Origin of the sequence: Marinomonas algarum (genome assembly GCF_020532605.1) — a bacterium.
In the GTDB taxonomy this organism is placed as follows: Bacteria; Pseudomonadota; Gammaproteobacteria; order Pseudomonadales; family Marinomonadaceae; genus Marinomonas; species Marinomonas algarum.
Genome location: NZ_JAJATW010000003.1, coordinates 19,183 through 33,718, shown reverse-complemented (window position 1 = coordinate 33,718; position 14,536 = coordinate 19,183). Strand labels below are relative to the sequence as shown.

The 14,536-nt window shown below is 43.4% G+C and carries 10 protein-coding genes; 6 read left to right on the top strand and 4 right to left on the bottom strand.

The annotated features are described in order from the left end of the window. Positions 1 to 16: 16 nt before the first annotated feature. The gene (locus LG368_RS03155; RefSeq protein ID WP_226753278.1) at positions 17 to 1,375 is read right to left on the bottom strand and encodes a sodium-dependent transporter; all 1,359 of its coding nucleotides are present in this window, start codon (positions 1,373 to 1,375) and stop codon (positions 17 to 19) included. A gap of 471 nt (positions 1,376 to 1,846) precedes the next feature. Here LG368_RS03155 and ectA point away from each other — a divergent pair, with 471 nt between their 5' ends. The 4 genes from ectA (at position 1,847) to LG368_RS03135 (ending at position 6,006) form a co-directional block, all read left to right on the top strand. Beyond that, positions 1,847 to 2,344 (top strand): diaminobutyrate acetyltransferase, encoded by a 498-nt coding sequence (ectA, locus tag LG368_RS03150; RefSeq protein WP_226753277.1) that lies wholly within the window; start codon positions 1,847 to 1,849, stop codon positions 2,342 to 2,344. An 88-nt stretch (positions 2,345 to 2,432) separates the two neighbouring features. Next, entirely contained in the window at positions 2,433 to 3,746 is a 1,314-nt protein-coding gene (gene ectB / locus LG368_RS03145) for a diaminobutyrate--2-oxoglutarate transaminase (RefSeq protein ID WP_226753276.1), read from the top strand. A gap of 110 nt (positions 3,747 to 3,856) precedes the next feature. Beyond that, entirely contained in the window at positions 3,857 to 4,246 is a 390-nt protein-coding gene (locus tag LG368_RS03140; protein WP_226753275.1) for an ectoine synthase, read from the top strand. 317 nt (positions 4,247 to 4,563) lie between these two features. Next, positions 4,564 to 6,006 carry an aspartate kinase gene (locus LG368_RS03135; protein ID WP_226753462.1) on the top strand — a complete coding sequence of 481 codons (1,443 nt, stop codon included), beginning with the start codon at positions 4,564 to 4,566 and terminating at the stop codon, positions 6,004 to 6,006. Between the two features lie 65 nt (positions 6,007 to 6,071). On the opposite strand, the gene LG368_RS03130 is transcribed toward LG368_RS03135, so the two are convergent. Next, entirely contained in the window at positions 6,072 to 8,276 is a 2,205-nt protein-coding gene (locus tag LG368_RS03130; RefSeq protein ID WP_226753274.1) for a bifunctional diguanylate cyclase/phosphodiesterase, read from the bottom strand. Between the two features lie 338 nt (positions 8,277 to 8,614). On the opposite strand from LG368_RS03130, the gene LG368_RS03125 reads away from it, so the two are divergent. Further along, positions 8,615 to 9,202: a hypothetical protein gene (locus LG368_RS03125; RefSeq protein WP_226753273.1), complete on the top strand. Its 588-nt coding sequence runs from the start codon at positions 8,615 to 8,617 to the stop codon at positions 9,200 to 9,202. A 111-nt stretch (positions 9,203 to 9,313) separates the two neighbouring features. On the opposite strand, the gene LG368_RS03120 is transcribed toward LG368_RS03125, so the two are convergent. Further along, a complete protein-coding gene (locus LG368_RS03120) occupies positions 9,314 to 10,528 on the bottom strand; it encodes a ribose-phosphate diphosphokinase (RefSeq protein WP_226753272.1) in 1,215 nt (404 codons plus the stop codon). Between the two features lie 149 nt (positions 10,529 to 10,677). After that, a complete protein-coding gene (locus LG368_RS03115; RefSeq protein WP_226753271.1) occupies positions 10,678 to 12,165 on the bottom strand; it encodes a DUF3612 domain-containing protein in 1,488 nt (495 codons plus the stop codon). A 193-nt stretch (positions 12,166 to 12,358) separates the two neighbouring features. Here LG368_RS03115 and LG368_RS03110 point away from each other — a divergent pair, with 193 nt between their 5' ends. Further along, positions 12,359 to 14,527, top strand: a complete 2,169-nt coding sequence (locus tag LG368_RS03110) for a malate synthase G (RefSeq protein ID WP_226753270.1) — start codon at positions 12,359 to 12,361, stop codon at positions 14,525 to 14,527. Positions 14,528 to 14,536: the final 9 nt, after the last annotated feature.

The window sequence follows — 14,536 nt, the reverse complement described above, 5'->3', positions numbered from 1 at the left end:
TTACTTAATAGTGCTCTTATTTGATTGGGTTAAGCAAAAAGTACAAGACAACAGCAACGGCGACAGGAGCGGTAAACTTCACTGAAATGCTCCAAGCTTTAAACAAGACGCTTGGTAATTGCAGTTCATCTTGGGAGAATTTCGCTTTTACAACCCAGCCTGCAAACAGAGCGGTCAAGATACCACCTAATGGCAACATGATGTTTGCTGTGATGTAGTCTAGGAAGTCGAATGTGTTCTTGCCGAAGAAAGTGACATCCGATGTTAAGTTAAATGATGCTAAACAGGCGATTCCTAAGGCCCAGATTCCCACACCTATTCCAATGGCTGCTGTGGGGCGTTTTAGCCCAAAACGCTCGACCAAGAAAGCAACAGAGGGTTCCAGTAGTGAAATAGCAGATGTCCATGCGGCTACGCCAACAAGGACAAAGAAGAGAACGCCGAATAACTGACCAAATGGCATTTGTCCAAAGGCGACAGGTAAAGAGATGAACATTAAACCAGGCCCAGCGGCAGGGTCCATGCCATTTGAAAAGATAATTGGGAAAATAGCCAAACCAGCGACGAGGGCAACGAGAGTATCCAGTATGCCTATGGTTAATACTGTTTTGCCAATGGATGCGTCTTTTGTCATATAGGAACCGTAGGCCATGATAATTGCCATGCCTAGGGAAAGAGTAAAGAACGAGTGCCCTAAAGCAATTAAAGCTGCACCCCATGTTAGTTTGTCAAAATCAAACTTGAACATGAAATCCCAGCCTTGTGCAAAGCCATCCGTCGTGATCGCGTAGCCAAGTAGTACGAGGAGTAGCACAAACAGTGCTGGCATCATGATTCGTGTTGCGGTTTCGATGCCTTTATTTATTCCTATTGCGACTACAGAAACGGTCATAGCACAAAAGAGAGTGTGCCAAGCTAACAGCATAGCCGGATCAGCAAGCAAGTTATCAAAAGCGGTACCCGCTTGAGCCGACGTTGCTCCTATCATATCACCTGAGAGCATAATCTTTAGATAATGCAGTACCCATCCACCGACCACTGAGTAGAAGGATAAGATGAGTAGACCAGAGATCATCGCCATCGTGCCAACGAGTCCCCAAGCCTTAGGACTATCTGACTCTGTCGCAAGATCGCTCATCGCATCAATAGGGTTCTTTCGAGCACGACGACCAATAAACACTTCGGCCATCATAATAGGAATACCGACCAATAAAATACAGGCTAAATACACAAGGACAAAAGCGCCACCGCCATTTTCGCCTGTGATGTACGGGAATTTCCAGATATTGCCTAAGCCGACCGCGGAACCCGTGGCAGCAAGGATAAAGATCCAACGGCTTGCCCACGAGCCATGGATAGAGGTTTTATTTGTCATAATGATCTCTGGTTAATTATTTCTAAAGGATTGAACGTGATTTCTAAACAGCGTTCGAAAGGGGGGAAAGAGTCTTGCCTGTGTCGGATACTCACCTGTATCAGGCAACTGGCTTGCAAAGTCAGTCAACAAATTCCGTCGCTTTTCGAATAGGGGCTGGATTTTCCGAATTTCATTGCTCAGATGCAACTAAAATTGACTTCTTATGTTGCAAAACTCAAAAAGCCTGCTCTAAAAATGTGCGCTATGTCTTTGTTTTAAAGGTGTTTAGAGTAAAAATGTTTTGTTCTCTAATTAATTTCTGGCTTTTATTTTGTTTTTACGTATAATGATTAGACATCAAATTAAATTACACCTGATTAAATGCTTAGTCATATTTATTTCATATAAATCAGTTACTTTTATTGAGAGCAATAATCTGATTTGTATTTTTATGAAATAAGAATGATTCGTTAACTAATGGGTTTTGTTATGAGTTCTAAAGAAATTAAGTTTGTTACGCCAGATGCTTCTTATGGAATGGCTGTGAACCAATTAGTGGCATCGTGCCCACCACTGGATACAAATTCTGCCTACTGCAATCTGCTACAAGCCAGTCACTTTCGTGAAACGTCTGTTGCAGCGTGTTTAGATTCAGGAGAAGTGGTCGGTTTTGTCTCGGGTTATCTTATTCCAGAACGTCCTGACACCCTGTTTGTATGGCAGGTCGCTGTCAGTGAAAAAGCGCGTGGCCAAGGGCTTGCAAAACGAATGATTTTATCGCTGTTAGAGCGACCTTCTTGTTCTCATGTGCATCACATAGAAACCAGTATTACTGCCTCGAATAATGGCTCTTGGGCCTTATTCCGCCGCCTTGCCAGTCAACTAGACGCCTCTTTAAATGAGTCTGTAATGTTTGACCAGCATGCGCACTTCAATGGACAACACGATACCGAGCATCTGGTTCGTATTGGTCCCTTCTCTTTATAAGTCAACATTGAGTGAGCTGGAAACCTTGTTTCGCTTGCTCCCATTGACGACCGCTTATGAATTTAGTCTATTAAAGGATGATAAAAATATGAAAATTTTTGACGAACTCGAATCAGAAGTACAATCTTATGCACGCTCTTTTCCTCGTGTTTTCCATCGCGCAAAGGGTGCTCACTTATTCGATCAGGAAGGAAACAAATACCTAGACTTTTTAGCGGGTGCTGGCACCTTAAACTATGGCCACAACAACCCAATTTTCAAAGAGAAATTGGTTGAGTACATCTTAGAAGATGGTATTAGCCACGGTCTAGATATGCACACAAAAGCGAAGGGTGAGTTCTTAGAGTCTTTCAAACAATACATTTTAGAGCCTCGTGGCTTGCAATACATGGTTCAATTTACAGGGCCAACAGGCACTAACGCTGTTGAAGCCGCACTGAAATTGGCTCGTAATGTTACAGGTCGCGAAAACATCATCAGCTTCACGAACGGCTTCCATGGTTGTAGTTTGGCGGCGTTATCCGTGACGGGTAATTCTCATCACCGTGGTGCAGCGGGCACCAGCTTAGGTGGCGGTGTATCAACCGTGCCTTTTGATGGCTACCTAGGTGATGGTATTGAAACCACAGAATATTTAGATAAAGTTTTGTCTGATTCAAGCAGTGGCGTTGATACACCAGCAGCCGTGATTGTTGAAACGGTGCAGGGCGAAGGTGGTATTAATGCGGCCAGTGCAGGCTGGTTAAAAAACCTTGAGACAGTGTGTAAAAAACACGGTGTTTTATTGATTGTGGACGATATTCAGGCTGGTTGTGGTCGTACAGGAACCTTCTTTAGTTTTGAAGATTCTGGTATTACCCCTGACATTGTGACCATGTCGAAATCATTGAGTGGCTACGGTTTACCTTTTGCTGTTGTATTGATGCGTCCAGAGTTAGATGAGTGGAAGCCAGGTGAGCACAACGGTACTTTCCGCGGTAATAATCTTGCTTTTGTAACGGCAAAAGCGGCGATTGAAACCTACTGGAAAGACGATGTCTTTGAGAAAGACATTAAACGCAAAGGCGACTACATTTTTTCTCGCACACAAGAGATCGTGAACGAATTTGGTGAAGGTAATTTTATCCTTCAAGGTCGCGGTATGATGCGTGGTATCAATTGTGTCAGTGGTGAGCTGGCCAGCAAAATCACCAAAAAGTGTTTCCAAAATGGTCTGATGATTGAGACGTCGGGCGCAGACGACCAAGTGGTTAAATTTCTTTGCCCACTGATTATCAGCGATGAAGACCTAAAACACGGTATCGATATTTTAGAAAACGCTATTCGTGAAGTCTGCGCAAAAGAAGACGATATGCCAGAAGCGAAAAGTTACTTTGATGAAAACTATGACATTGCCGTGTAACCATTAACACGACGTGTTGAGTATTCTTTAGACATTTCCCGTTTAACACTGGTGCTAAGCGGGAGATGAAAGCACCAAAGATTTAAGATAAAAGCAGAGAAGGAAAGACAATGTTTGCACGTGATTTAGCCGAATGCGAAAAAACCGAACGCCGTGTTGTTTGCCCAGAAAATAACTGGGAAAGCACACGTCTTATTTTGAAAGAAGACAACATGGGCTTTTCTTTTCATATTACGACCATATATGAAGGCAAAGACTTTGATATGCATTATCAAAATCACCTTGAATCTGTTTATTGCATATCGGGCGAAGGTGAAGTTGAAAGCCGTGAGACAGGTCAGAAACATCATATTAAACCTGGTGTTGTGTATGTATTAGACAAGCATGATGCGCATACTTTGCGTGCCTTTAAAGAGTTGAAGCTTGCTTGTGTGTTTAATCCGCCGATTACGGGTAAAGAAGTTCACAACGCCGAAGGCGCGTACGAGCTTATCGATTAAGGTTGATACCAATCCGTTTTCTCTCTTTTATTTTCTGATTACTCAGGAGCAAAAGAGACCGAAGGATATAACTAAGAACAGATTCTCGTATTAGTATGACGCTGTTCTTGGTTTCCTTCACACTAACTTCTTAGCACCCGCCATTTATTCCGCTTTTCTATTCTTTTCAGGCATGAGCAATGCGTGTTTCATAACACAGTTTGGGTGCTTAAAATTACGATTAATGCTTAAAATTTCCGCAACCTTGTGACAATATAGCGGCAGTTTTGGCTTCCGGTTGAAGATTGCTTTCGACCCCTAGATAAATTGGGTAAATGATGGGACAACATACAGTTGAAAAAATTGGCGGTACGTCCATGAGTGACTACCGTTCCGTTCGCGATAATATTATTTTTAAGCCGACGCGAGTCGAAAGTATGTACCAGCGTATTTTTGTTGTTTCTGCCTACGCTGGCATGACAGATAAATTACTAGAGCACAAAAAAACGGGAGATGCGGGTGTGTTTGCCTTGTTTGCTCAAGAGCGTCAGCAAACAAACTGGTTTCCTGCTCTACAAGATGTTCGTACGGCGATGTTAAACATTAACCATGAACTGTTTGAAGAGGGTGCGCTTCGCCAAAAAGCAGATGATTTTCTTAATTGTCGCCTTCAAGATGCCCAAGAGTGTCTAGAAGACTTGCATCGTCTTTGTCAGCACGGTCATTTTTCCATCAGTGAGCACCTTGCCACTGTACGAGAAATGCTGGCGAGTTTGGGAGAAGCTCATAGCGCCTGGAATACCGCGCACTTATTGCAACGTGATGGTGTTAATGCGGTGTTTGTTGATTTAACAGGTTGGAACAGCCCGAGTCATATGTCACTTGATGAACGTATTGTTGACGCCTTCAAAAGCATCGATTTAAGCAAAGAGTTACCGATTGCAACGGGTTATGCACACAGTGAGACTGGGTTAATGTCGACGTTTGACCGTGGCTACAGTGAGATGACGTTTAGTCGCATTGCTGTATTAACACAGGCGCATGAAGCGGTTATCCATAAAGAATTTCACTTGAGCAGTGCTGATCCACGCCTTGTTGGTGAAACAAAAGCCGTGCCTATTGGCCGAACCAACTACGATGTTGCAGATCAACTCGCTAACTTGGGTATGGAAGCGATCCACCCGAAAGCGGCAAAAGGTTTGCGTCAAAGTGATATCGCATTGCGTGTGAAGAATACCTTTGAGCCTGATCATACTGGCACCCTTATCACAGGGGATTACATCAGTGACGAGCCTTGTGTTGAAATTATTGCGGGTTGTCGTGGTGTGTTTGCCGTCGAGTTATTTGATCAAGATATGGCCGGCGATATTGATTTGTTCGACAGTGGTATTCTGAAAGTCTTGAATCAATTTCATGCACATATTATTGCTAAAGATATCAATGCTAATACCATTACACACTATTTGGCGATTAACTTAAAAACGTTGAAGCGTGTGATGCGTGTGCTACATGAGCGCTTTTCTGATGCAGAGATTACTCAGCGTAAAGTCGCTATTGTGTCGGCCATTGGTAGCGATATGAAAACCACAGGTATGTTAGCTAAGGCGGTTAAAGCCATTGCGGAGCAAGATGTAAACGTATTGGCTATGCACCAATCCATGCGTCAAGTCGACATGCAGTTTGTGGTAAACGAAGAAGATTATGAAAAAGCCATTTGCAGTCTGCACAAAGAGTTGGTGGAAGCGCAAAATCACGGCAGAGCGATTTGCTTAGCGTCTTAACGAACCAATACGTTATTTGAGTGGATTAATAAACCCTAAAAGTGATGAATGCTTTTAGGGTTTTTTTATGGATCAGAGTGGATTAGCGGTTTACCAAGGTTAAACTCTTTTGCTGGGATGGGTTTGCTAACATAGTAGCCTTGGCCGAAATCGCACTGAAAGGCCTCTAATGTTCGCCATTGTGCGCGTGTTTCTATGCCTTCGGCTAATACTTTGACATTGAGTTTGTGCGCCATGGCAATAATGGCTTCAACAATCTTAGAGTCGTCCGGGTTGTGCTCTAAATCGGTCACAAAGCTACGGTCTATCTTCAGCATATTAACCGGTAGATTTTTTAGTTGAGAAAGAGAAGAGTAACCAGTACCGAAATCATCGATTGAAATACAGACTCCCATATCTTGTAAGCACTGAAGCATTTTCTTGGCGAGAACCACATCTTTTAAAATAGACGTTTCTGTTACTTCAAAGCCGACTAGATGAGCGGGTACTTGATACTTTTCTAACAAATTCTCAACCAGGCTAACAAAGTGTGGGTCAGCGAGTTGGGCTGCGGCTAAATTAATATGTAAGGTGATATCGGGGCGTTTCTCTTTCTTGCGCTGTGCTAAGTAAGCAATGCTGTTTTCCAGTACCCAATAGCCTAGATCGACAATTTTTCCGGTACTTTCTGCAATAGGGATAAAGTCATTAGGAAAAACCAAACCTTTTTCCGGATGATTCCAACGAACTAAAGCTTCTGCGGCAAAAATTTCGTCGGTATGTAGGTTAAATTGAGGCTGAAAGTACACTTCAAACTCGTTACGCTCTAATGCCAATACCAAATCGTTTTCCGCCTCAATAAGCGCGTGAGTATCTATTTTCATTGCTTCAGTATAAAAAGCATACTGATTTTTACCGGACAATTTTGCCTGATACAGTGCCATGTCAGCGTTTTGCATAATGGTCACAAGGTCACTTCCATGTTCGGGGATCATGGCAATGCCTAGAGAAGTGCTTAACGAATACTTTTTCTGGTCAAGACAGGCGGGTTCACGAACGCTGTTAAGAATTTTTATTGCATGATCACTGGCTTGCTCTGGATTGGTTATGTCGCCAAGCAAAATACCAAACTCATCTCCACCAAGTCGCACAACAAGATCCAGTGGTCCCTTAATCGCATTAAGCCGTTTGCCAACGATAATTAATATTTGATCGCCTACATCGTGACCTATGGTGTCGTTAATGCGTTTGAAATTGTCTAGATCAAAGTAAATAAAGGCAGACATTCGCTTACGTTTTTTGTTGTTGTCTAGAATGCCAGCCAGACTGTCTTGAAGAAATCGGCGATTTTTTAACCCAGTCAAGGGGTCTTTATAGGCGAGTTCTTGTAACTCTGCTGTTTTATTTTTGACTTGAGTGCGTAGTTTTAAGGGCTGAATTAAAATAGCGTATAAGGAAATTGACAGTAACAAGGCGATCAGAACAGAAAGTAATATTCCCATTCCTCTTAATTGTCCCAGAGGTAAATCTGTATTGGATTGTTGACTGATACTTAACGTCCAAGTCCCCACTGGAAGCATCAAACTGGTGGAAGCAGACACTTTGGCAAGCGGTCTTGAGGAGGAAGAAAGAGTAATCTCTTCACGTGTTGCTGCGTGTTTACGGGTCAGTTTGAACTGATAATCTTCATTCTCTAGTTGTCTTAATTGAGTTGCGTTTAATAAGTTGTCTAAATAAACGACGGCTGACGCAAACCCCCAAAACCGTTCTTGATCTGTGTCCCTGTTAAGAAAAACAGGGGTTCGACTGACGACGGCAACACCACCTTGTACCAAGGCAACAGGGCCGATAATGAACATACTGCGATTTTTGATAGAGAGAGAGGCCTCTTTTTTAAACGCCGGCCCTGTAATAATATCCAAACCTTGAGCGGCTTCATTCCCTTCAAGAGGGTAGATATTGGAAATGATGCCGTTGGGGGCAAGCTGAAGGCTTTCGATACCGCCGATTGACTCGATGAGTTTCTCGGCATAAATATCAAACCAACCTGTTTCACCTTGTTTTTGTTCCACTTCATAGGCGAGTATTTGCGCTGATGTGAATGCAGCAGAAAGACGTCTTTCTAAAATCGATGCTTGTGTTCGAGAAATGCTGCTTAACAAGAACTCTTGCTGACGAACCATCGCTTGGTGATTAGATTGTGCCCAAGAGACGCCCAAAGAAAGAATAATGACAAAAGAGACAACAGAAACTATAAAAGCGTAATACGACTTTAACTCAATATTTTTCAATTAAACAATCCTTTGTCGCGAGTTAAACGTGACCGACGATGAAGAAAAATACACATCATAATCAACAAAAGTAACTTACCGTTGCAATTAAGTAAAAGGTTATATCACTTATTTGTTTGTACTTTTGTTAAGACAAAGCCATCAATTTTTTACTTTGTTTAAGCTGACTTTTTGTTCAGTTGATCTGAGTCAGGCTCTACAGGCGTATATTTAGGGAGTTTTTGATGGTGGATGACTGTTTGACTTCTTTCATTATGATAAGGTTTCTCCCATCAAAAAAGCACCTATGTTTCCCATAGGGCATGTGACTTCTTTTTAGAAAAGATAAGGATGAGATTGTGACAGACACTCACTTAGCAGAGGTTAGTAAGCTAGACAAGCTTCGCTCGGCTTGGTTGCCAGCGGTTGAATTTCTTTTCGGCCCAGCAGCGAATGAGGCAAAGTTTGATGGTTTTGTTGTTCGTGATGACATAAGTAAACCGGGAGCCGTCTTTTCATTCCCAGATGAACCTTTCCGTTATCAGATTCAAATGCCAGACAAAATATTCACTAATGACGTCATGATGTTAGCAGACGTGATGCAAGAGTTAGTACGTGGTCAGTTTCCGGTTGGAATTGGCAGCAAAGAGACGCTGGTTCTGTGTGAAGGCGCTGCTGTTTTTGGTGCTGTTACCGCCATAAAGCAAGTCTTTGGCGATGAGGCCGTTGACTCATACTTAAACGCGCTACGTGAAGAGGCATTCGCCTTTTATGATGCGTTTTCTTATACGGCTGTGTTGTTGGCCGAAGACCCGCAAGCTATTAAGAAACTGCGTGAGTTGAAGCCCTTCCTCTATGACGTTGAAAAAGCGGATTTTGATGCGGCGGGTGTTGCCGAAGTCGATCGTAAGATCAAAGACTTATTACTGCTTAATTTTCACGCATGATCACAGCAAAATGCATCAAGAAAAAAGACCCAACATACTGATATGTTGGGTCTTTTTTTCATTAAAGCAGCTCACTAATTCGAAGAGAATCAATAGAGCCAATTTATGACATTAGTGACCTTGAAGCTCAGATAACTCTTCACTAAACCAAATTTTGCGTTTAAAGCGAGGGTTTTTAGAAGACATATCGATCTTGTATGGATTGGCTTCTTGGGTTTGAGGCAATTCAAGAATGTTGCATAACTCTTGAGCCAGCCATTTCTCTATCTTAAGAACAACCATCTTCTTACGTAGACGGCCTTGTTCATCACGATTGAGAATAGTCGGCAGAGTGTTCAAAGTAAGAATCTCGCCTAACGCTGGGTGTGCCATACGTTCGCGGCCTTCATCGCTTGCATAAAAATGTGACACGGCAAAGACCATGCGTTTTGGATTGATCTGCTGCAAGAACTGGCAAGATTTTACGACCGTTGAACCGGTACGAACCATGTCGTCAAACAACACGATACTCGCGCCATCTAAACCATCAAAGGTGTGCTCACTTTCTCTGTGTAGCGTAATTTCAACTTTACGCTCATCGGTACGCTCTTTATCAAGCATGATGAATTTGGCTTTGGTTAGACCAAGCGTATTAAACATTTCTTTAACGAAATCGCGAGCACCCTTGTCTGGTGCACACAGTACAAGACCTTCACCGTCTTCACCGTAGTCCAAAATATTGGAGTTTAGTAAATAGTGCGCATAAATTTCATAAGGGATAAGGTTATGGAAATCACCTTCAAACACTTCGTTAAACATTTTCTGCACGGAATCAGAGTGGTTGTGAATCGTCATAACGGTATCCACACCGGATAGCTTCAACAGCTGAGCGTACAGTTTGGCGGTAAAAGGCTGACCATCAAACTTCTTCACATCTTTTACATCGCGTTCGAAGCTGGTTTCACCAAGGTCAAGGTGAGGGCCGCGGTCTTGTGCACTGTAAAACAAATCAGGCTCAACAAGAATAACGCGTTCCGCCCCATTTTCTTTTGCTGCACGCGCAATGATTAAGTTTGACATGGCAAGTTCTTGACGGCTTTTAACGTGACTGCCAGTACTGACAATGATGACCGCCTTACCCTTAAGTTTGCGACCAATGTTATCGAAATCAGCCTCGTCTGAAATAAAACGAGGGCAAAATTCAGAGTTCATGAATTGCTTCATGCTAATTAAATCAGCGATGTCATCGTATTGACCCATGGCATAGGCAATATCAATAGCAAATGGATTATCGGAAGAGTTACTAACCACTACGACGTTAGTTGGCTTACCGGTCGACAAAGTCATGAAAGATCCTTACTAAAGGGAGGGAATTTATGCCAATTTTAATACGTGTTTGGCCGTTCCGATAGACCTGATTACGTATAATCGGCATTTTCCTGTAAAAGTTGTCAAGTTGTTTCGTTCTTGCTTCGTTTCTTACCTGATATTAGCGACTAATGATGGCCGCATTGTTTATAGCAACTGGGTGATCGTGGGCAAACGGCACCTCGAGAGCAAATTAACCTCGCGTCGCTTTCTATTCCTCGTTCAACCCAATTGATATTGAGTATCTTGGCGACACTCATTAGGTCTTTCTTAATGCTCTTGGGGATATGGGAGGAACCGCCGCCAGAAACACAAGCTTGTTTAAGGTCATTGGCGATGGCAATGGCATCCCGCCCTTGTGCCGCGATGGCAGGATTAAGGTCAATACCGGAGCAAATGACATGGCTGTTTCCTGCTAGATCTGCCACCTTAATGGATTCACATGCATAAATACGCGGTTCGTCGGCAACGTTTAAGATCGATATCTGAGCGGATGAACCAGAGCTTTGTTCGTTGATTTTACGGAAGACGGCCCAGTGATGGCAGGGGTCTTCTACTAAGCTCATATTGCCCCAGGGTAAGGGGATACCGTTTCCACGATACACGGCTTTGAGTTTACCTGGTGCATAGGCATCAAAATAGTGCCAGTGAGGATAGGGAGACGCCGCTGTCATACGTCGCATGGCAACGGATTCAGAGACACCAGCGAGTTGGGCCGTATTGATTTCATAACCGTTACGATCGAGCATTTGTCGAAAAGGCACTTTAGGGCACAGTAGGGCGCCGGCAAAAAAGCTACACTCAAAGTCTCTCCAAGCATATAAGATATCTTGAGCATCCATACCCGATGACTGAATAGGGTCGCTTTTGGCTTGCAGCGGTGAGATCTCGTTTCGTCCAGTGACAAGAATGTTTTTCGCACCATCCTTGTCATGTAATACGGTATGACCAATGTGAACCGCTAAGTTGTATTTTAAACGGTGAGGTTGCGCTTTCATGATCTGATTAATATAGATCGTGTTAGGTGGATCAAAGAACGAGGTCACCACATTATTTTGGTTGGCGCCAATTTCTTTGATCACAGCAGCGGGTGTTTTTCTAAACCATTTGATTTGTAATCCCATTTGTTTGGTGATGGCAACAAGGTCTTCTAGGCTTAAGGGTAAGCGTTTTAGCCCTACTTCTTCCGCAGCGCGCTCCAGATCTGGAAAATGGTTCTGGTGGTGCTCTTGGTGGGCTCGGATGAGCAGATGTGCAAACTGACGACCACTTGTGCCGGTCTGTGACAACATTTCAGGAATAGCAATCTGTAATATATCTTTTGAGAACAAAAAATTAGGCTCTAATGCCATACCACTGATGCCACCACCAGAGCCTTTTGACGGAACGATGGCGTCTTCCTCAGGTATATCATCGAGAAACCAGTCCACTTTTTTCTGGAAGACGTTCGCGATGACCTCTAGAACATCTTCACTTGGAATGCGTTTGCCTCTTTCAATCATCGACAAATAAGACACAGAAGGTGCACTTTCTGGGTCGATTTTTATGCATCGTGAGGACAGGTCCTCCATCGTCAAACGGTTGCGTTTACGGAGGTTGCGGATCTTAGTGCCCAAAAAATGAGCTTTGCGATTTAAGCTGTTTTTGTTTTTCATTTTTGTAAAATTTACACTGTGTAATTCTTATTGTGAAATTTCATCTTAGTTGGGCGTAAGCTGTTTATCAAGCAATCGGGGAAGAGTTCTTAATAACTTTTCTCTGGCTACAAAATAAAGATAAGAATAAAGCTCACTAGAAAAGGAAAGCGAGATGAATATGCCTTCACCTAACAACAACAGTGCTATCCACCCTGGGTTTAGCAACTTCATCAACGAAGAAGTGCTTCCCCTTCATGCCATTGAGCCAACCAAATTCTGGCAAGATCTTGAAAAGCTTGTTTCTGATCTGGCCCCAATCAATCGTCAATTGCTGGCGACTCGCGACAGCATGCAAGAGCAGATTGATCACTGGCACCTAGCCAACAAAGATCAACCGATTAACATTAAAGCATACGAAGCCTTCTTACGTGAAATTGGTTACCTTGTTGAAGAAGGTGACGATTTCCAGATCACGACTGAGAATGTTGACGTTGAAATTGCTGACCTTGCAGGCCCTCAGCTAGTGGTTCCTGTTAAAAACGCTCGTTTTGCTCTCAATGCCGCCAATGCTCGTTGGGGTAGCTTATACGATGCCTTTTACGGTACAGACGTAATCGCTAAAACAGACGGTTTGGAAACAGACAAAGGTTATAACCCTGCTCGTGGTGATGCGGTTATTGCCAAAGCGAAAGCTTTTCTAGATGAAACGTTTCCATTAGAAACAGGTTCTCACCAAGATGTGAGCAGCTACATGGTGTATTACAACCACCTGTTGGCTTTCTTCGAGGACGGCAGTCAGGCCGGCCTAAAGCAGCCTAATCAACTAGTTGGTGTGAACGGACAACGCAGTGAACCTGAGGCTGTTTTGCTAAAAAATAATGGCTTGCATGTTGAGATTCAGTTTGATCGCAATGGTCCAAATGGCTCAAAAGACAAAGCCAATATCAACGACATTGTGGTTGAGTCTGCTCTTAGCACCATTATGGACTGCGAAGATTCTGTTGCCGCGGTTGATGCGGAAGACAAAATTGAAGTTTACCGTAACTGGTTAGGTTTGATGCAAGGTACGTTGGAAGCGCGCTTCCAGAAAGGCGGTAAAACGCACACCCGTCGCATGAACAACGATCGTATTTTTACAGATTTACACAATAACGAATACCGTCTGCACGGTCGCTCTCTTCTACTGGTACGTAACGTTGGCCACCTAATGGACAGCGATCTAATGAGAGACGCGTCCGGTGCCCTTGTGCCTGAAGGCATCATGGATGCTGTGGTTACCGTGTTAATTGGTGCCTTAGATCTTCAACGTACTGAAGGGCTACGTAATACTCGTACTGGTAGTATCTACGTTGTGAAACCTAAAATGCACGGACCAGATGAAGTGGCTTTTAGCTGTAAACTGTTTAGCCGTGTAGAAGAAATGTTAGGCCTTGCTCAAGATACCATCAAAATTGGCATCATGGATGAGGAGCGTCGTACCACCGTTAACCTAAAAGAGTGTATTCGTCAGGCAAAATCTCGTGTGTTCTTTATTAACACGGGTTTCCTAGACCGTACGGGTGACGAAATTCACACGAGCATGCAAGCGGGCCCATTTTTACCGAAAGATCAGATTAAAACACAGCCATGGATTCAAGCTTACGAGAATCGAAATGTTGATATCGGCTTACGTTGTGGTCTACCAGGTAAGGCGCAAATAGGTAAAGGTATGTGGGCGATGCCAGATGACATGGCCGCGATGATGGAAGCAAAAATTGGTCATCCAAAAGCCGGTGCAAACACTGCTTGGGTACCATCGCCAACAGCGGCCACACTGCACGCTCTGCATTATCACCAAGTCAATGTTTTTGATGTGCAGGATAAGCTAAAAGCGCGTCCGCAAGCGAACTTAACTGACTTGCTAACGATTCCTACTATTCCTAGCAATATGACTTTGTCGAGCCAGGTGATTGAGCGTGAAATTGAAAACAACGTTCAAGGTTTATTGGGCTATGTTGTTCGCTGGGTAGAAGATGGCGTTGGTTGTTCTAAAGTGCCTGACATTAACAACGTTGGCCTAATGGAAGACCGAGCGACACTGCGAATTTCCAGTCAGCATTTAGCAAACTGGTTGCTGCATGGGCTGTGTACTAAAGAACAGATAGACACCGTTATGGAACGTATGGCGAAAGTCGTTGATGAACAGAACAAAGACACCGCAGGCTACCAACCTATGGCGTCAAATTCAGATAGCTTTGCGTTTAAAGCAGCGCAAGATCTGATTTTTAAAGGGGTTGTGCAAGTAAATGGCTACACCGAACCATTGCTTCATGCCTACCGAGTAAAAGTAAAACAAGCTTAATCGCTATTT